This window comes from Kitasatospora sp. NPDC042419 (genome assembly GCF_056437345.1).
The window spans coordinates 62,871-80,299 of the sequence record NZ_JBWKAW010000007.1 but is presented as its reverse complement, the minus strand read 5'-3'; the positions used below and the strand labels follow the sequence as shown (position 1 = coordinate 80,299).

At 73.4% G+C, this 17,429-nt stretch carries 17 protein-coding genes and 1 pseudogene; 5 read left to right on the top strand and 13 right to left on the bottom strand.

Annotated elements, in window-relative coordinates; all coding sequences use genetic code 11:
* Positions 1 to 302: 302 nt before the first annotated feature.
* Genes AC067J_RS16375 through AC067J_RS16355 form a run of 5 tightly spaced genes read right to left on the bottom strand, consistent with a single transcriptional unit; the run spans position 303 to position 5,991 of the window.
* A complete protein-coding gene (locus AC067J_RS16375; protein WP_478299681.1) occupies positions 303 to 1,280 on the bottom strand; it encodes an ABC transporter ATP-binding protein in 978 nt (325 codons plus the stop codon).
* Positions 1,277 to 2,278, bottom strand: coding sequence for an ABC transporter ATP-binding protein (locus tag AC067J_RS16370; protein ID WP_478299679.1), 1,002 nt, complete (start codon positions 2,276 to 2,278; stop codon positions 1,277 to 1,279). Before AC067J_RS16370 ends, AC067J_RS16375 begins: the two co-directional genes overlap by 4 nt.
* Positions 2,278 to 3,264, bottom strand: a complete 987-nt coding sequence (locus AC067J_RS16365; RefSeq protein WP_478299677.1) for an ABC transporter permease — start codon at positions 3,262 to 3,264, stop codon at positions 2,278 to 2,280. The genes AC067J_RS16370 and AC067J_RS16365 overlap by 1 nt, the downstream gene beginning before the upstream one ends.
* Entirely contained in the window at positions 3,261 to 4,223 is a 963-nt protein-coding gene (locus tag AC067J_RS16360; RefSeq protein ID WP_478299675.1) for an ABC transporter permease, read from the bottom strand. The genes AC067J_RS16365 and AC067J_RS16360 overlap by 4 nt, the downstream gene beginning before the upstream one ends.
* A 13-nt stretch (positions 4,224 to 4,236) precedes the next feature.
* Positions 4,237 to 5,991, bottom strand: a complete 1,755-nt coding sequence (locus AC067J_RS16355; RefSeq protein ID WP_478299673.1) for an ABC transporter substrate-binding protein — start codon at positions 5,989 to 5,991, stop codon at positions 4,237 to 4,239.
* A gap of 274 nt (positions 5,992 to 6,265) precedes the next feature.
* On the opposite strand from AC067J_RS16355, the gene AC067J_RS16350 reads away from it, so the two are divergent.
* Complete coding sequence (locus AC067J_RS16350) at positions 6,266 to 7,741, top strand: aminopeptidase P family protein (protein WP_478299672.1); 1,476 nt, start codon at positions 6,266 to 6,268, stop codon at positions 7,739 to 7,741.
* A gap of 31 nt (positions 7,742 to 7,772) precedes the next feature.
* Here AC067J_RS16350 and AC067J_RS16345 read toward each other — a convergent pair whose 3' ends face one another.
* Both AC067J_RS16345 and AC067J_RS16340 read right to left on the bottom strand, forming a co-directional pair.
* The gene (locus AC067J_RS16345) at positions 7,773 to 8,102 is read right to left on the bottom strand and encodes a helix-turn-helix domain-containing protein (protein ID WP_478299670.1); all 330 of its coding nucleotides are present in this window, start codon (positions 8,100 to 8,102) and stop codon (positions 7,773 to 7,775) included.
* A complete protein-coding gene (locus AC067J_RS16340; RefSeq protein ID WP_478299668.1) occupies positions 8,099 to 8,443 on the bottom strand; it encodes a type II toxin-antitoxin system RelE/ParE family toxin in 345 nt (114 codons plus the stop codon). The genes AC067J_RS16345 and AC067J_RS16340 overlap by 4 nt, the downstream gene beginning before the upstream one ends.
* Before the next feature lie 144 nt (positions 8,444 to 8,587).
* Here AC067J_RS16340 and AC067J_RS16335 point away from each other — a divergent pair.
* Positions 8,588 to 8,929, top strand: a pseudogene (locus tag AC067J_RS16335) (MerR family transcriptional regulator); the annotation flags it as partial.
* A 40-nt stretch (positions 8,930 to 8,969) separates the two neighbouring features.
* Here the strand turns inward: AC067J_RS16335 and AC067J_RS16330 are convergent.
* From AC067J_RS16330 to AC067J_RS16320, 3 genes are all read right to left on the bottom strand, one after another.
* Positions 8,970 to 10,034, bottom strand: coding sequence for an NAD(P)H-dependent flavin oxidoreductase (locus tag AC067J_RS16330; RefSeq protein ID WP_478299666.1), 1,065 nt, complete (start codon positions 10,032 to 10,034; stop codon positions 8,970 to 8,972).
* Between the two features lie 66 nt (positions 10,035 to 10,100).
* Positions 10,101 to 10,751 carry a response regulator gene (locus AC067J_RS16325; protein ID WP_478299665.1) on the bottom strand — a complete coding sequence of 217 codons (651 nt, stop codon included), beginning with the start codon at positions 10,749 to 10,751 and terminating at the stop codon, positions 10,101 to 10,103.
* Positions 10,748 to 11,995, bottom strand: a complete 1,248-nt coding sequence (locus AC067J_RS16320; protein WP_478299663.1) for a sensor histidine kinase — start codon at positions 11,993 to 11,995, stop codon at positions 10,748 to 10,750. The genes AC067J_RS16325 and AC067J_RS16320 overlap by 4 nt, the downstream gene beginning before the upstream one ends.
* 164 nt (positions 11,996 to 12,159) lie before the next feature.
* Here AC067J_RS16320 and AC067J_RS16315 point away from each other — a divergent pair, with 164 nt between their 5' ends.
* Together AC067J_RS16315 and AC067J_RS16310 are read left to right on the top strand one after the other, a co-directional pair.
* A complete protein-coding gene (locus tag AC067J_RS16315) occupies positions 12,160 to 13,236 on the top strand; it encodes an ABC transporter permease (protein ID WP_478299662.1) in 1,077 nt (358 codons plus the stop codon).
* Complete coding sequence (locus tag AC067J_RS16310) at positions 13,233 to 13,913, top strand: ABC transporter ATP-binding protein (protein ID WP_478299660.1); 681 nt, start codon at positions 13,233 to 13,235, stop codon at positions 13,911 to 13,913. Before AC067J_RS16315 ends, AC067J_RS16310 begins: the two co-directional genes overlap by 4 nt.
* Before the next feature lie 12 nt (positions 13,914 to 13,925).
* Here AC067J_RS16310 and AC067J_RS16305 read toward each other — a convergent pair whose 3' ends face one another.
* The 3 genes from AC067J_RS16305 to AC067J_RS16295 form a co-directional block, all read right to left on the bottom strand.
* A complete protein-coding gene (locus AC067J_RS16305) occupies positions 13,926 to 14,522 on the bottom strand; it encodes a Uma2 family endonuclease (RefSeq protein WP_478299658.1) in 597 nt (198 codons plus the stop codon).
* A gap of 97 nt (positions 14,523 to 14,619) precedes the next feature.
* Positions 14,620 to 15,333: a GntR family transcriptional regulator gene (locus AC067J_RS16300; RefSeq protein WP_478299656.1), complete on the bottom strand. Its 714-nt coding sequence runs from the start codon at positions 15,331 to 15,333 to the stop codon at positions 14,620 to 14,622.
* Positions 15,334 to 15,497: 164 nt separating this feature from the next.
* Entirely contained in the window at positions 15,498 to 16,496 is a 999-nt protein-coding gene (locus tag AC067J_RS16295; RefSeq protein WP_478299654.1) for an NAD(P)-dependent oxidoreductase, read from the bottom strand.
* 106 nt (positions 16,497 to 16,602) lie between these two features.
* Between AC067J_RS16295 and AC067J_RS16290 the strand changes: the two genes are divergently transcribed.
* A complete protein-coding gene (locus AC067J_RS16290; protein WP_478299652.1) occupies positions 16,603 to 17,181 on the top strand; it encodes a TetR/AcrR family transcriptional regulator in 579 nt (192 codons plus the stop codon).
* Positions 17,182 to 17,429 lie beyond the last annotated feature (248 nt).

The following is a 17,429-nucleotide window of genomic DNA, read 5'->3' as shown; positions in this document are numbered from 1 at the left end:
CGAGCGGCAGCGCCGAACGGCGGCACCGACCGGCGCAACGCCGACGGGCCCGACGGATCCGCCGATCCCGTCGGGCCCGAGGGCGCCGGCACCGGTCCCGACGAGCGGTGACCGGCGTGGACCCGGCCGGGCGCGGCCCTCGTGAGGTTCCCCGCCGCGCCCGACCGGGGGCTTGGACGCGCGAGGACCGGGCCTCGCGCGGGTGGTGCCGTACCGTCCTCCGTGGGGGTGGCCGGACGGTACGGCGGCTTTCGGAGGACCGGGGCGCACGTCGGCGCCCCGGTCCGGTCCCGGAGGCTCTCTCAGTTCTCCGGGAAGTGGCAGGCCGCCTCGCGCCCGCCGGTCCCGGCGATCTGCAGCAGCGGACGCTCGGTCCGGCAGATCTCCTGGGCCTTCGGGCAGCGCGGGTGGAAGGTGCACCCGGGCGGCGGGGCGGCCGGGCTCGGCGGGTCGCCGAGCAGCACGATCCGCTCGCGCGCCCGCTCCGCCGCCGGGTCCGGCAGCGGGACGGCGGAGAGCAGCGCCTTCGTGTACGGGTGCGCCGGGTTGCCGTAGACCTGCTGCTTGTCGCCGATCTCGACGATCCGGCCGAGGTACATCACCGCGACCCGGTCGCAGACCCGCTTGACCACCGAGAGGTCGTGCGCGATGAAGATGTACGCCAGCCCCAGCTCCTTCTGGAGCTGCTCCATCAGGTTGACGACCTGTGCCTGGATGGAGACGTCCAGGGCGGAGACCGGCTCGTCGGCGACGACCAGCCGGGGCGAGGTGGCCAGCGAGCGGGCGATGCCGATCCGCTGGGCCTGGCCGCCGGAGAACTCGTGCGGGTAGCGGTCCAGGTGCTCGGGGATCAGCCCGACCAGCTCCATCAGCTCGCCGGCGCGCTTGCGTGCGTCGGCCGCGCCGGAGCCCTGGACCAGCAGCGGCTCGGAGATGATCCGGGCCACCGTCTGCCGGGGGTTGAGCGAGGAGTACGGGTCCTGGAACACCATCTGCAGGTCCCGCCGGTGCGGGCGCAGCTGGGCCTGGCTCATGCCGCCGATCTCGGTGCCGTCGAAGTTGACGGTGCCGGAGGTCGGGTCGATCAGCCGGACGATCATGCGCCCGGTGGTGGACTTGCCGCAGCCGGACTCGCCGACCAGGCCGAGGGTCTCGCCGGCGCCGACGTCGAAGCTGACGCCGTCCACGGCGCGGACCGGCGCACCGGGCCGGCCGGTGCGGGACCGCCGCCCGGGGAAGGTCTTGACCAGGTCCCGGACGGACAGCAGGGGCTCGGTCATCCGAGGGCTCCTTCCGGCACCAGCGGCAGATGGCAGGCGGCCTGGTGGCCGGGGACGAGCGGCCCGAACTCCGGGCGCTCGGCCAGGCAGCGGGCGTGTTCCTCGGCGGTGGCGGCGGTGGTGCGGACGCAGCGCGGGGCGAAGGAGCAGCCGGGGGCGGGGGCGATCAGCGACGGCGGGCTGCCGGGGATCGCCCGCAGCGGTGCGTCGTCGGTGTCGTCGAGGCGGGGCAGCGAGTCGAGCAGCCCCCGGGTGTACGGGTGCGCGGGAGCTCCGAACAGCCGGTCCACGGTGGCCTGTTCGGCGGCCCGGCCGCCGTACATGACCATGACCTCGTGGGCGACCCGGGCGACGACGCCGAGGTCGTGGGTGATCATCACGACGCCGAGGCCGCGCTCCTGCTGGATCCGGGCGATCAGGTCGAGGATCTGGGCCTGGACGGTGACGTCGAGCGCCGTGGTGGGCTCGTCGGCGATCAGGAGTTCCGGTTCGCAGGCGAGCGCCATGGCGATCATCACGCGCTGGCGCATGCCGCCGGAGAACTGGTGCGGGTACTCGTCGACCCGGCGGGCCGGCTCGGGGATGCCGACCTCGGCCAGCATCTCGATCGCCCGTTGCCGGCCGGCCTTGCGGGAGGCCTTGAAGTGCACCCGGTAGTGCTCGGCGATCTGCTCCCCGACGGTGTAGAAGGGGTGCAGGCTGGACAGCGGGTCCTGGAAGATCATGGCGATCCGCCGGCCCCGGACGGTGCCGAGCTCCTTCTCGCCCAGGCCGTTGAGCTCCTGCCCGTGCAGCCGGATCGAGCCGGTGACGGCGGCGCCGCGGTGCAGGCCCATGACGGCCAGCGAGGTGACGGACTTGCCGCTGCCGGACTCGCCGACCAGGCCGAGGGTCTGCCCGGCCTCGACGGCGAAGGAGATGCCGTCGACGGCCCGGACGGTGCCGCGCGGGGTGTTGAAGGAGACCCTGAGGTCGTCGACCTCCAGAAGGACGGTCATCAGTACCTCACTCTCGGGTCGACGTACGCGTAGAGCACGTCGACCAGCAGGTTCGCGACGACGATGAAGAAGGCCGCGAGCAGGGTGACGCCGAGGATGACGGGCTGGTCGGAGCGGAGCAGCCCGTCGTAGAAGAGCCGTCCGATGCCGGGCAGACCGAAGATCGACTCGGTGATGACGGCGCCGGCGAGCAGGCCGCCGAGGTCCATGCCGAAGATGGTGAGGATCGGCGTCATGCCCGAGCGCAGCCCGTGCTTGACGGTGACGGTCCGAGCCGGCATGCCCTTGGCGCGGGCCGTGCGGATGTACGGCTCGGCCATCGCCTCGATCATCGAGTTGCGGCTCTGCCGCGCGTACTGGGCCGCGTACAGCAGGGCCAGCGCGATCCAGGGCAGCAGCAGGTTGGAGCCCCACTCGATCGGGTTGTCGGTGAAGTTGTGGTACGAGGGGTAGGGCAGCAGTCCGCCGGTGCGGACGATGCCCCAGATCAGCATGATCGAGGTGAAGTAGACCGGCAGCGAGGCGGTGCCGACGGAGAGCACCATCAGGATCTTGTCGGCCGGCCGGCCCTTGCGCAGCGCCGAGGTGACGCCGGCGCCGAGGCCGAGGAGCAGCCAGAGCACGGCCGCGCCGAGGGCGAGCGAGACGGAGACCGGCAGGCGGTCGACGAGCAGGTCCCAGACCGGCAGCGAGTACTCGTAGGAGTAGCCGAGGCAGGGGAAGCCGCAGTGCACGGCGCTGGGGCCGCTGCCGTAGTCGCGGCCTGCCACGATGCCGGTGAGGTACGTGCCGAACTGTTCCCAGACCGGCGCGTCCAGGCCCATCGCGATCTTGACCTCGGCGAGCCGCTCGGGGCTGCAGGTCTTGCCGCACGCGGCCGAGGCCGGGTCGTTGGGCAGCAGGTAGAAGATGGTGAAGGTGATGGCGCAGATGGCCAGCAGGATGCCGGCCATGCCGATCAGCCGGCGGCCGAGGTAGAGGATCACGACCGGCCTCCCCGGGGGTCGAGGATGTCCCGCAGCGCGTCGCCGAGCAGGGTGAAGGCGAGCACGGCGACGAACAGGAAGGTCGTCGGGATCAGGAAGTACGTCGGGTCGGTCTCGTAGTGGACGATCGACTCGGCGATCATCTGGCCCCAGGAGGCCGTGGGCGGGCGGACGCCGACGCCGAGGTAGGAGAGCGCCGCCTCGGTGGCGATCATCCCGGGGATCAGCAGCGTGGTGTACGCGATGATCGGGCCGGAGACGTTCGGCAGGATCTCCCGGGTGAGGATGCGCCAGGAGCGCGCGCCGCCGACCTTGGCGGCCTCGACGTACTCGCGGTGCTTGAGCGACAGGGTCTGGCCGCGGACCACGCGGGCGATGCCGGGCCAGCCGAACAGGCCGATCACCGTGGTCATCAGCAGGATCCGGTTGACGTCCTTGGCCACCGACATCATCGCGATCATGAAGATCAGCGACGGGAAGGACATGGTGAGGTCCATCAGTCGGGACAGGACGCCGTCGACCCGGCCGCCGAAGTAGCCGGCGGCGATGCCGGCCAGGGTGCCGGAGACCACGACCAGGGCGGTGGCGATGAAGGCGATCATCAGCGACACCTGGCCGCCGTGCAGGACCCGGGCGAACAGGTCTCGGCCGGTGACCGGCTCGACGCCGAGCCAGTGCCGGGCGCCGATGCCGCCGAAGTCGCCGATCGGCACGCCGCCGAGGTACGGGTCGATGGCTCGCTTGTCGAACTCCTCGGGGGTCCAGCCGCCGAGGGCGCTCAACGGGCCGGCCAGGGCTGCCAGCAGCACCAGGAGGCCGACCGTGATCAGGCCGAACCGCGCCGACCCCTTGGCCCAGAGCTGGTCCCAGACCAGCCGCCAGGGCCCGCGGCCCGCGGTCTTCGCGGGGCCCGCCGCCGCGACGGGCGCGGCGGCGGGCTCAGTGGTAGTACTACTCATTCCGGACGATCCCTCAGCCCTGGCTCTTCGAGGGGTCCTTGAGACCGATCGAGGCCATGTCGAGCATGCCGGCGTAACCGGCGTTGCCGAACGCGCCGGCCACGTTGGTGCCGACCAGCAGTGCGCGGCGCTGCCACATCAGCGGGACGGCCGGGGCCTTCTTCATGAGGTCCTCGTCCAGCTGCTTCCAGGCCTTGTTGGCCTCGTTGACGTCCGTCATGGCCGCGATCTGGTCCATCCGGTCCATCGTGGCCTGGTCGCGGAACTGGCTGTAGTTGCCCTGGTTGCCCTTCTCCTTGATGGTGCGGCCGTCGAAGATGAAGGGCAGGAAGGTCGCGCCGGACGGGTAGTCCGGGCACCAGCCGTTGATGGTCAGCTCGGGCGCGTTCTTGGTGTCGCCGAGGGTGTCGGTGAAGGCCGACGGGTCGACGGTGTTGACGGTGACCTGGACGCCCGCCTTGCCCAGCGACTGCTGGATGGCCTCACCGCGGGTCTTGTCACCGAGCGAGACGGTGAGCGAGACCTTGAGGTCCGTCTTGCCGGCCGCCTTCAGCAGCTCCTTGGCCTTCGCCGGGTCGCCGGCGGCCGGGATCTTCAGCGGGTCGGCCTTCTCGCCGCCGGTCAGCGAGGGCGGCAGGTAGGAGGTGGCGACCTCCGCGAGCGCCGGACCGCCCCACGCGGTGACCTGGGCCTCGCGGTCGACGGCCCACATGATCGCCTCGCGGACCTTCGGGTCGTCGAAGGGCGCCTTGGCGGTGTTCATGTACAGGTTGTCGGTACAGCCGGTGCGCTCGGCCACCATGCGGGCCTTGACGTCCGGCTTGGGCAGCACCTTCGGCACCGACTCCGGGCGCATCCACGGCATCTCGATCGAGGAGGCGTCGGGGCCCTCGCTCGCGATGATCCGGTCGTCGACCTGGCCGCCCTTGAGGCCCTGGGTCACCACGATCTTGTCCGGGTAGGCCTTGCGGACCGTGTCGGAGGCCGCGTCCCAGTTGCTGTTGCGGACCAGCACCAGCTGCTTGCCGCGGTCGTAGCTCTCGATCTTGTACGGGCCGGAGGAGAACGGCCGGGTGTCGTACTGGGTGCCCTTCTCCTGGGCCGGCGGCACCGGTGCGAAGGTCGGCAGGGTGGCGGTGTAGGAGAACTCGGCGACCGGGCGCTTGAGGTGGAAGACGATCGTCTTGTCGTCCGGCGTCTCGATGCTCGGCAGGTGCTCGCCGGACAGCGGGCCCTTGTAGTTCTCGCCGCCGGCCAGGTACTGGACGGCGTAGTCGGGGCCGCCGGTGAGGTCCGGGGAGAACGAGCGCTCGACGTTGTACTTGATGTCGGAGGACTTGATCGGGGTGCCGTCCTCGTACTTGAGGCCGTCCTTCAGGGTGAAGGTCCAGGTCTTGCCGCCGTCGGACGGGCGGCCGACGTCGGTGGCCAGGTCCGGCACGATCTCGCTGCCGGCGGCGCCCGGCTCGGCCTTGAAGGTGACCAGGGTGCGGTAGATCAGGCGGGTGCCGAAGTCCATCTGCGGCAGCGTCCAGTTGCGGGCCGGGTCGAGGTGGGCGAAGTCCTGGTTGGTCAGCACCGTGAGGGTGCCGCCCTTGACCGGCGAACCGCCGACGATCGTCCCGGCCTCGGCCCCCGGGCCCTTCGTGGAGCCCTGTGCGGCCTCCCCGCCGGTGTCGCTCTTGTCCTTGCTGCCGCAGGCCCCGAGGCCGAGGGTCAGTGTCGCCGCAATGGCCGCCGCGAGGGCCGCCTGGGTACGCCTGGTCATGTGCAACTCCGCTGTGGGGGGGCCAGCCGTGACGGCCCGTCGTCCGCCCCGGGGTGATCCGGGGCCCTGCCGGGAGGGCGACCTCAAGGGGTCTAGCCGCTCCGTGGTGTGACCCGTAACATAGTAATGTGAAATTGCACTGCACAAGAGGTGGCGCGACCCGTTACCGAGCTGTGTCCGTGCCGCCCCCGCGCCCCGATCGGCCGACGCCCGACCCGCAAGGCCCCGATCAGGGAAACCCCGTTCCAGGAAGCCCCGCTTAGGAGTACCCCCGGTGACCCTCCGTCAGACCAGCCTCAACACCGGCAGCCACGACCTCCCCGTGTCCCCCGCCCTCAACGCCTTCATGGGCACCTCCTGGGCCCCGACCCCGCTCCCCGCCGAGAACCGGGTCCCCGCCCACGCCGCGCTGCCCGGCCGCCACGCCCGGCTCTCCGCCGCCTTCCCCGGCGAGCGCCTGATCGTCCCGGCCGGCCGGCTCAAGATCCGCAGCAACGACTGCGACTACCGCTTCCGCCCGCACAGCGCCTACGCCTGGCTCACCGGCCTCACCGGCGAGGACCAGGTCGGCCACGTCCTCGTCCTGGAGCCCACCGGCCCCGAGGGCCACGAGCCCGTCCTCTACCTGCGCCCCCGCTCCGTCCGCGGCGGCGACCCGGTCCGCGGCGCCGAGTTCTTCCGGGACCGCCGCTACGGCGAGTTCTGGGTCGGCCGGCGCCCCGACCTCGACGAGGCCGCCCGGCTCACCGGCGTGCGCGCCGAGCACCTCGACGACCTCGACAAGCTGCTCGCCGGCCCCCAGCCCGCCACCCGCGTCCTCGCCGGCGTCGACGCCGAGCTCGACACCGCCACCGGCCGCCCCGGCGCCATCGCCCGGATCGACTCCGACGCCACCCTGGCCGCCGTCCTCTCCGAACTGCGCCTGGTCAAGGACGCCTGGGAGGTGGAGCAGCTCCAGCTCTCCGTCGACCACACCGTGCTCGGCTTCGAGGACGTCGTCCGCGCGCTGCCCGCCGCGTTCCGCCACCACCGCGGCGAGCGCTGGATCGAGGGCGTCTTCAACCTGCGCGCCCGCGCCGAGGGCAACGGCACCGGCTACGAGACCATCGCCGCCTCCGGCGCGCACGCCTGCGTGCTGCACTGGATCCGCAACGACGGCGCCCTCGACCCGAACTCGCTGCTGCTGCTGGACGCCGGCGTGGAGACCGACACCCTCTACACCGCCGACATCACCCGCACCCTCCCGCTGAACGGCACCTTCACCTCGGTCCAGCGCCAGGCCTACGAGCTGGTCCTGGCCGCCCAGCAGGCCGGCATCGACACCCTGCGCCCGGGCGCCCGCTTCCGCGACTTCCACACCGCCGCCGCGCGCGTCATCGCCGAGGGCCTCGCCGACTGGGGCATCCTCCCGGTCTCCGCCGAGGAGGCCCTGGCCGACGACAGCGGCCTCTACCGCCGCTACACCCTCTGCGGCACCGGCCACATGCTCGGCCTCGACGTCCACGACTGCGCCAAGGCCCGCGCCGAGACCTACCTCGACGGCGTCCTGGAGGAGGGCCACGTCCTCACCGTCGAGCCCGGCCTCTACCTGCAGCCCGACGACGAGACCCTCCCGGCGGAGCTGCGCGGCATCGGCATCCGGGTCGAGGACGACCTCGTCATCACCGCCGACGGGGCCCGCCTGATGTCCGGCGCCCTGCCGCGCACGGTCGACGGCATCGAGTCCTGGATGGCCGGCCTGCTCGCCTGACCGGCACCCGACCCGGCTCGCGGCAGGGGGATCAGGCGACCTTGATCGTCCGGTCCCCCTGCCGCACGGTGACCTCCACCTCGCCCCCGATCGCGGCGGCGTACGCCCGGAGGTTGTCCAGGCTGTCCACCTGCCCGTGCTCGATCTGCGACACCCGCGCCTGGCTCACCCCCAGCACCCCGGCCACCTCCTTCTGCGTCAGCCCCGCCTTCCGTCGCAGCTCGGCCAGCTCGTACCCGCGGATCCGCGCCAGCGTCTCCCGCCGGATCCGCGCCCGGTCCACCACCGCCTCCGGCGAAGCCAGCGCGGGGTTGATCCGCTGCGCCTCCGCCCACACCTCGGTCCAGCTCCGGCCCTTCATGCCCGCTCTCCCTTGTCCAGCTCGCTCACGTACTGCTCGTACCGGGCCTCCGCCAACGGGATGCCGGTGCCGTACCACTGCGACCACTGCCCGTTCTTGTCACCGGCAACGAGAAAGATCGCCTCACGCTCCGCGTCGAACACGAAGAGCATGCGAACTTCCGACCTCCCAGCCGATCCCGGCCGCAACTCCTTGAGGTTGTGAAGCCTGCTCCCCTGGATCCGGTCCACCAGTGGTCTACCGAGCAACGGCCCCCTCCGCGCGAGGATGTCGATGGCGTCCGCGATCTGGTTGGCGGTGTCAGGGTCGTTGACGCAGATGTCCAGGAACCAGTCATTCACCGGACCTACGAGTGTGATCCCCCACACGTGCGCACGTTAAGTTTTGCCTTATACGTTACCGCGCCGCTTTCATCCTGAACCACCCCTGCGGGGGATGATGTGACCGCTGCTGCACGCCCCGGTGGTGCGCCCCGGCGCGATGGGATGATCGACTGCATCACTGGAGCCGGTACGGAGATGCCGACGCCCGCGGAGGCGGTGGAGCGGTCGGGGTTCAGCCTCGACACGCTGCGGTACTACGAGCGGATCGGCCTGCTGGACGCCGTGCAGCGGGACCGCACCGGACGCCGGCGGTTCAGCGCGCACGACCTCGCCTGGCTCGGCATGCTGCGGTGCCTGCGGGACACCGGCATGCCGATCGCGGGCATGCTGCGGTTCACCGAACTCGCGCGCGGCGGGGACACCACGGTCACCGAGCGGCTCGCCGTGCTGGAGGAGCACGACGCCCGGGTCGAGGCGCGGATCGCCCACCTGCGGCAGCAGCAGGGCCACATCCGCGCCGAGATCGGCCACTACCGCTCGGTGCTCACCGACCGGCCGCGCGAGCCTGCTGCCACAGCTCCTCGACGAGTTCCGCCGCCGGCCCGCCGCGTGCCGCCCGGTGGCCCGTCCCGGCCCACAGGTGCATCGCCCCGGTGTCCCCCCGGCGGGTCGCCGCCGCGCGCAGCGGCGAGGTGAGGTGGTGCACCTCCGGGTAGGCGGCCGGGGCGTACGGCTCGTACCGGTCGATGAACGCGTTGCGCAGGCCGCGCGCCGGGCGTCCGGTGAACGCCCTGGTCACCGCCGTCTCCTCGAACTCCGTCAGTGCCGCCCGGTGCGCCGCCGACGCCCCGGACTCGTCCGCGCGCAGCAGCGCCGTCCCGAGCTGGACGGCCACCGCCCCGGCCCGCAGCGCGCCCGCGACCGCCGGACCGTCCGCCAGCCCGCCGGCGGCGATCAGCGGCAGCCCGGTCACCGCCCGTACGGCGGCGAGCAGTTCGAGCAGCGGCAGGTCCCCCGGCCGGTCCGCCGTCCGGTGGGTGGCCCGGTGACCGCCGGCCTCCGGCCCCTGCACGCAGAGCGCGTCCATCCCGGCCGCCTCGGCCCGCCGCGCCTCCTCGGGGGTGGTCACGGTGCCGACCTGGAACGTTCCCGCCGACCGCAGCGCCCGTGCCTCCTCGGCGGAGGGCAGCCCGAAGGTGTAGGACACCACCGGTACCGGGACGGGTTCGGCGAGCAGTGCGGCGATCTTGGCGTCCCAGTCGTCCCGGTCGGGCGCGATCTCCTCCGGCAGCGTGACGCCGTGCCGTTCGGCCTCCGGCCGGAGCCGGTCGCGGTAGGCGGCGACGGCCGCCGGGCCCCCCGGTCCGACGGGGTCGCCCGGCCCGGCGGGCACGAAGAGGTTGACGCCGAAGGGGCGGTCCGTCGTCTCCCGGACGCCGCGGACCTGTTCGATCATCGCGGCGGCGCTCTTGTAGCCGGCGGCCAGGAAGCCGAGCCCGCCGGCGCCGTTCACCGCGGCGACCAGCTCCGGCGTGGACGCCCCGCCCGCCATCGGTGCGGCGATCACGGGCACGGCGAGTCGGTCGAGTTCGTCGGGTCGGACGGCCATCCGGGGATCCTCCACCCACGTGTCACAGAGCGGTTCGAACGGCCACCACCCTACGCCCCGGCCGGTCTACGCCCCCCGCCGGATCAGCCCCCTGGCCCGCGCCTCCCGCACCGCCGCCGTGCGCGACTCGACCCCCAGCTTGGTGTAGACGTGCACCAGGTGCGACTTCACCGTGGCCTGGCTCAGGTGCAGCTGCCGGCTGATCTGCTGGTTGGTGAGCCCGTCCGCGACCAGCCCCAGGACCTCCGTCTCGCGCGCGCTCAGCGCCGCCGCGGGCGTCCGCATCCGCTCCAGCAGCCGGTCCGCCACGGTGGCCGCCAGCGCCGTCCGCCCGGCCGCCGCGGCGCGGACCGCCCGGGCCAGTTCCTCCGGCGGCGCGTCCTTCAGCAGGTACCCGGTGGCCCCGGCCTCCAGCGCCGGCAGGGTGTCCGCGTCGGTGTCGTACGTGGTGACGACCAGGACCCGCGGCGCCCCCTCGCCCCGGGCGGTGATCGCGGCGGTGGCCTGGGCGCCGTTCATCGCCGAGCCGGGCCCGAACTGGAGGTCCATCAGCACCACGTCGACGCCGGGTTCCGCCGCCAGTTCGACGGCCCGCTCGGCGGTGGCCGCCTCCGCCACGATGACGAAGTCCGGTTCGGTCTCCAGGACGGCCCGCAGCCCGGCCCGGACCACCGGGTGGTCGTCGGCGAGCAGCAGGCGGATCGCGCCGTCGGTCATGCGGGTTCCTCCGTGGTGGCGGTGGGCACCGGCAACAGTACGGCCAGTGCCGTGCCCTCCCCGGGCGCGGACTCCACCGCGAAGGTGCCGCCGAGTGCCCGGGCGCGGGCCCGCATCGACGGCAGCCCGAACCCGCCGCCGTCCCCGGACCCGTCCCCGGCCCCGGAGGACCCGGCCCCGGACCCGCCGTTGGCCACGGCCTCCGGGTCGAAGCCCGCCCCGTCGTCCACCACGTCCAGCGCGACCTCCCCGGCCGTGAAGCTGAGCGTCATCTCCGCGTGGCCGGCCCCGGCGTGCCGCACGGTGTTGCCGAGCGCCGACTGCGCGATCCGCAGCAGCGCCACCTCGTGCGGCACCGGCAGCCGGACCCGTTCCCCGGAGACGTGCAGCCGCACCGGCAGCCCGCTGCGCGCCGTCGTCGTGGCGCAGAGCCGCTCCAGGGCGTCGGGCAGCGAACCGCTCTCCAGGTCCGGCGGGGTGAGCGCGCGGACGAAGCGGCGCGCCTCGGCGAGGTTGTCCTGGGCGGCCTGCCGGGCCTGTTCGACGTACTCGGCGGCCGGCCCGCTCCCCGCGGGCAGGGCCCGCTGCGCGGCCCTGAGCAGCAGCTGGATGCTGGAGAGGCTCTGCGCGAGGGTGTCGTGGATCTCCCGGGCGAGCCGTTCGCGTTCGGCGAGGACGCCGGCCGCGTGGTGGGCGGCGGCGAGGTCCGCGCGGGCGGCGGTGAGTTCGTCGATGAGCCGGCGCCGTTCCTCGCTCTCCCGGTAGAGCGCCTGGTAGCCGAGGACGGTCGCGGTGGCGACGGCGGCCCCCAGCAGCGGGCCGATGGCGGCGGCGACGCTGGCGGCGTGCTGGTGCGCCGAGTACGCGGTGATGGCGGCGACGGCGGTGAGCAGCACGGCGGCCGGCCCGGCCCGGCGGCCGAGCAGGTGGAGTTCGAGGAAGTACAGCGGGAAGGCCAGCCAGACCCCGTCCGGGGTGGCGACGAGCACGCCCGCCCAGGTGACGCCGAGCAGCGCGAGCCAGAGCGCGGCGGCCCGCCGGGAGCGGCGGACGGCGCCGATCAGCGGTCCGGCCGCGTAGACGGCGGCCATCGCGGTGGCCGCCGCGGTCACGGCCGCGACGTCGCCGCCCCGGCCGACGGCGGTCCGCGCCACGGCGAGCGCGAGCAGGCCCGCCACCAGCAGGTGCAGGCAGACCTGGAGTACGCGGGCGACGGGGGTGGTTCGTGGTCGTTCGGTCGCCATCCGTCCAGCGTAGGGTCCCCGGCCCCGAACGGCATCAATCAAAAGGTTGAACTCCGCTTCGACCCTTCGATGCGGAGGATGCAATCCCCGGTGCGATGCCCGGGAGCCCCCGTCTCGGCCAGGCTCGTCAGCATCGGGAAACGCGTCTGGAAGAGGGGCCGAAGGTGTTCGTCGCCTGGAGGGATCTTGGGTTCGCCAAGGGGCGGTTCGCCCTGATGGGAACCGTCATCGTACTGATCACCGTGCTGGTCGGCCTGCTGTCCGGGCTGACGGCCGGCCTGGGCCGGCAGAACACCTCGGCGGTCACCGGACTGCCCGCCGACCACCTGGCCTTCGCCAGGCCGGCCGACGGGCAGAAGCTCTCGTTCACCGACTCCCAGCTGACCGCCGAGCAGTGGCAGGGCTGGGCCCGGACCCCGGGCGTCACCTCCGCGGAGCCGCTCGGCATCGCCATCACCAAGGCGGCGGCCGGGCCGCGCACCGCCGCGCTCTCCGTGTTCGGCGTGCCGGACGGCTCGGCGCTGGCCCCGCAGGGCGCGCTGCTCGGCCCCGGCCGGGCGGTGCTGTCGGAGACGGCCGCGAAGGACCTCGGCGGGCTCCGCCCGGGTGACGCGTTCACCCTCGCGGGCCGGTCGCTGACGGTCGCGGCGGTGGCGGGCGACGCCTCGTACAGCCACACCCCGGTCGTCTGGGCGAGCCTCGCCGACTGGCAGCAGGCCGCCCCGGGCGGCACCGGCCACGCCACCGTGGTCGCGCTCACCACCACCCCGGGAACCGACCTGGCCGGCGCCGACGCCCTCCTCGGCACCGAGACCCGCAGCCGGGCGGACGCGCTCGCCGCGATCGGCTCCTACACCTCCGAGAACGGCTCGCTCCAGCTGATGCGCGGCTTCCTGTTCGCCATCTCGGCCCTGGTGATCGGCGCCTTCTTCACCGTCTGGACGATCCAGCGCAGCGGCGACATCGCCGTCCTGAAGGCGCTCGGCGCCTCCACCCGCTACCTGCTGCGGGACGCCCTCGGCCAGGCGGTGGTGCTGCTGGTGCTGGGAACCGCCGCAGGCACCGCGATCGCGGCCGCGCTCGGCGCGCTGATCGGCCCGGCGGTGCCGTTCGTCCTGGACGCGCCGACCGTGCTCGTCCCGGCCGCCGTGATGATCGCGCTCGGCGCGGTCGGCGCGGCCCTGTCCGTCCGCCGGATCACCTCCGTCGACCCGCTGACCGCCCTGGGAAGTGCCCGATGAGCCTGCACCTCGACCGCGTCACCCTCACCTACCCGGACGGCGACGGCCGGCTGACCGCCCTGGACGAGGTCTCGCTGACCGTCCCGAAGGGCACGGTCACGGCGGTGGTGGGCCCGTCCGGCTCCGGCAAGTCCAGCCTGCTGGCGGTCGCCGCGACGCTGATCGCCCCGGACTCCGGCCGGGTGGTGGTGGACGGCGTGGAGACGGCCGGGCTGGACCGCGCCGCGCTCACCGCCCTGCGGCGGGACCGGATCGGGATCGTCTTCCAGCAGCCCAACCTGCTGCCCTCGCTCACCGCCGCCGAGCAGCTGCAGGTGATGGCCCACCTGGACGGCCGCTCCCCGCGTGCCGCCCTCCCCCGGGCGCTGGAGCTGCTGGACGCGGTCGGCCTGGGCGGGCAGGCGGCCCGCCGGCCGCACCAGCTCTCCGGCGGCCAGCGCCAACGCGTCAACATCGCCCGCGCGCTGATGAACGACCCCACCGTGCTGCTGGTGGACGAGCCGACCAGCGCCCTCGACCACGAACGCGGGGCCGCCGTCCTGGACCTGCTGACCGCCCTCACCCACCGGCGCGCCACGGCCACCGTCCTGGTCACCCACGACCGGACCCACCTGACGGCGGTCGACCAGGTCGCCGAGGTCCGCGACGGCCGGCTGACCGTCCCGGCGGCGGTCTGACCCCGGCCGCCGCTACTTCTTCGCCGCGAGCACGTCGTCCACCGAGAGCGTCACCGGGGCCCCGACCGACTCGGGCAGCGTGAACGACTGCCCGGGGTGGTGGACGGCGTGCACCCGGTAGTCGCCGCCCTGCGGGTCGGTGAGCACCATGACCCGCTGGTTCGTCCGGTCCACGATCACGTAGACGGGCACCCCGGCGGACGCGTAGGCGGCGGGCTTCTTCTTGAGGTCGTCCCCCAGGTTCGACGACGTGACCTCGACGACGAGCCTGAAGACCACCGGGTCGTAGCAGTTGTGCTCGACGAGATGGTCGTCGCTGTTCGCGTCGAGGACCGCCAGGTCGGGCACGGCGAAGTCCGACGGCCCGTCCGGCAGCCAGATCCCGACGTTCTGGAAGACCTCGGTCTCCTCGCCGTCCAGGCCTGCCGCGAACAGCCGGCGCATGAGCCGGGTCAGTGATCGGCCGTGCTGCATGTCGGGCGGCGGGGTCACGGTGATCTGGCTCCCGATGATCTCGACCCGGTAGCCGGTGAACTGGTCGGAGATCAGCTCGGCCACTTCGAGCAGGCTCGGCTGCTCCACGGGTCCTTCCACGGTGGCGGCGGACACGGAGTTCCTCCTCGCTGCCGATGTAGGGAACATCATCGTAGGACCGGGGCCCGTCCCCCGGCCCGATCACCGCAACTCACCCGAACGGGCGACTCCCCTACCGCGCCCGCAGCCGCAACGCCGGACGGGCCTCCTCCGCCGCCTCCTCCTGGCCCTCCGCCCACAGCGAGCGGACGTGGCTGAGGTGGCGGGACATGCAGTCCTCGGCGGCGGGGGCGTCGCCGGCGATCATCAGGTCGAGCAGGGCCAGGTGCTCCTCCGCCGAGGACACCAGCTCGCCGCGCTCGGCGAGGCGGTTGAGCCCGTAGAGGCGGGAGCGCTTGCGCAGGTCGCCGACGACCTCCACCAGGCGGGCGTTGCCGGCCAGCCCGAGCAGGTCGAGGTGGAACTGGCGGTCGGCCTCCAGGTAGCCGATCAGGTCGTGCTTGCCGGCCGCGACGACGATCGCCTCGGCCTGCGGGCGCAGCGCCTCCAGCTGCTCGGCGGTGGCGGTGCGGGTGACCCGGCCGACCGTCGGGACCTCGATCAGGGCGCGGATCTCGGTGAAGTCGTCGAGGTCCCGCTCGGTCAGCTCGGTGACCCGGAAGCCCTTGTTGCGGACGGCCTCGACCAGGCCCTCGCGGGCGAGGTCGAGCATGGCCTCGCGGACGGGGGTGGCGGAGACGCCGAAGTCGGCGGCGAGCGCGGGCGCGGAGTAGACCACTCCGGGGCGGAGTTCACCGGAGATCAGGGCGGCGCGGAGCGCGTGGGCGACCTGGTCGCGCAGCCGCTCCTGGACGGAGATCAGGGTGCGGGGTTTGAGGTCGGCCATGGTGTTCCTCCGGGTGGGTGCAGAACACCAGCGTACAATGTCACGTTACGTTGAGTGTGCAACAGTCCGTGATTCGGAGGTTCCGTCAGCGACCGGAGCCCGCGCCGGACCCCATGGTGGCAGGGCCGCCGACCGGTGGCAACGGTCGGCGGCCCCGAACCGCGTCATGCTCCGGCCGGCTCCCCCGCCCCGGCCCCCTTGAAGAGGCCGATCAGGCTGGTCGCGCTGGACGCGCCGTGCCCGGCCTCGACGCCCCGCCGGAAGGTGTCCGCCAGCAGCCGGGGCAGGGCGTCGTCCACGCCGGAGGCCTCCACCGTGTGCCGGACGTGTTCGAGGCTGGCGAGGCCCATGGTGAGCCGGTCGACGTCGCCCTCGTGGTGCCCGGCGGCGATCCGGGGCGCGTAGAAGGCCAGGAAGCCGGGCAGCGAGGCGGCGGTCGAGGCGGCGTAGGGGAGGAACTCCTCGGCCGAGATGCCGTTGGCCTCGGCGACGGCGGTGGCGTGCAGGTAGCCGACCAGCGAGGTCCAGAAGAGGTCCATCTGGATCTGGTAGTACAGCTGGGCCAGCCCGGGGTCGTCGCCCCGGTAGTCGGCGCCGGTGAGCACCTCCAGGGCGGCCCGGTGCTCCCGGAAGAGCCCGACCGGCCCGCTGTAGAAGGTGGCCGACTCCGGCCGGCCGATGCCGGAGGGCGGCACCTGCACGCCGCCGGTGAGGTGGGCGGCGCCGCGTTCGGCGAGCCAGCGGGCGGCTTCCCGGGCGCGCTCGGGGGTGTCCGAGCTGAGGTTGACGACGGTCTTCCCGCGCAGTTCGGGCTCGGCGGCGGCCAGGACGGCGAACACCGCGTCGTAGTCGGTGAGGCTGAGTACGACGAGGTCGTTGGCGGCCACGGCCTCGGCCGCGCCCGGCGCGAGGACGGCTCCCCGGGCGACCAGGTCCCGGGCCCGCCCGGCGGTCCGGTTCCACACCGTGACGGCGTACCCGGCGTCCAGGTAGGCGGCGGCCATCGCCTGCCCCATCGGGCCGAGGCCGATCAGGGTGACAGCCCGCTCGCCCCCTTCCGCCCCGGCCCGGGCGTGCCCGGCGCGCTCGGTGAGATCGGCGCGCTCGGTGAGATCGGCGCGCTCGGCACCGTCGGCGTGCTCGGTGTGCTGTGCAGCAGGCATGGAAGTCCCCTCCGAAGGGCTCGCTAGAACGAACGCTCTATCCAGGAAGGAAGCTAGCACAGCAGTGGAACGAACGCTCTATTTATCGATCGGCTAGACTCGCGCCGTGAAGACGACCACCACCGGCACCCGCGAGCGGATCGTCCGGGCCACCTCCCGGCTGCTCCAGCGCCAGGGGTACGAGGGCACCGGCATCAAGCAGATCTCCCGCGAGGCGGAGGCCACCCTCGGCTCCGTCTACCACTTCTTCCCGGGCGGGAAGCAGGAACTGGCCGCCGAGGCGATCCGCCACGGCGACCAGGAGTTCGCCGAGCTGCTCCGCGCGGGGCTGGACAGCGCGGACGACCCGGCCGAGGCGGTCACCGCCTGCACCCGCCTGCTCGCCGACGCGCTGCGCGAGTCCGACTGGCAGGACGGCTGCCCGATCACCACCACCGCGCTGGAGACGGTCGGCCGGGCACCGGTCATCGAGGAGGCCGTCGCCGAGGCGTTCGCCCACTGGCGCGCCGTCGTCGAGGAGAAGCTGCACGGCTCCGGGATCGGCCTGACCGACGCCCGCGAACTCGCCGCCACCGTCATCAACACCCTGGAGGGCGCGGAGCTGGCCGCCCAGGTGGCCCGCAGCGAGGAACCGCTCCACCTCACCGGCCGCCACCTGGCCCGGCTGATCGCCACCTACCAGTAGCCGGCGCCTCCTCCCCGCCCCGCCACCACCCTCCACCGCCCGCACCGCCCGGTGCCCGGACAGGCGAAAGCGGCCGACGCGGCCGGGGATCCCTCCCGACACGTCGGCCGCAGCTCCGGCCACCCCTGAATCGACCGACCCGGTTCCGGGGAGAACCGGGTACGGAACCGGCACCGGCGCACCCGCCGGCCGGCACACCCGCCCCGGCGCCCCCGCCACCCTCACCGGACCCACCAGGGCGGTCCACC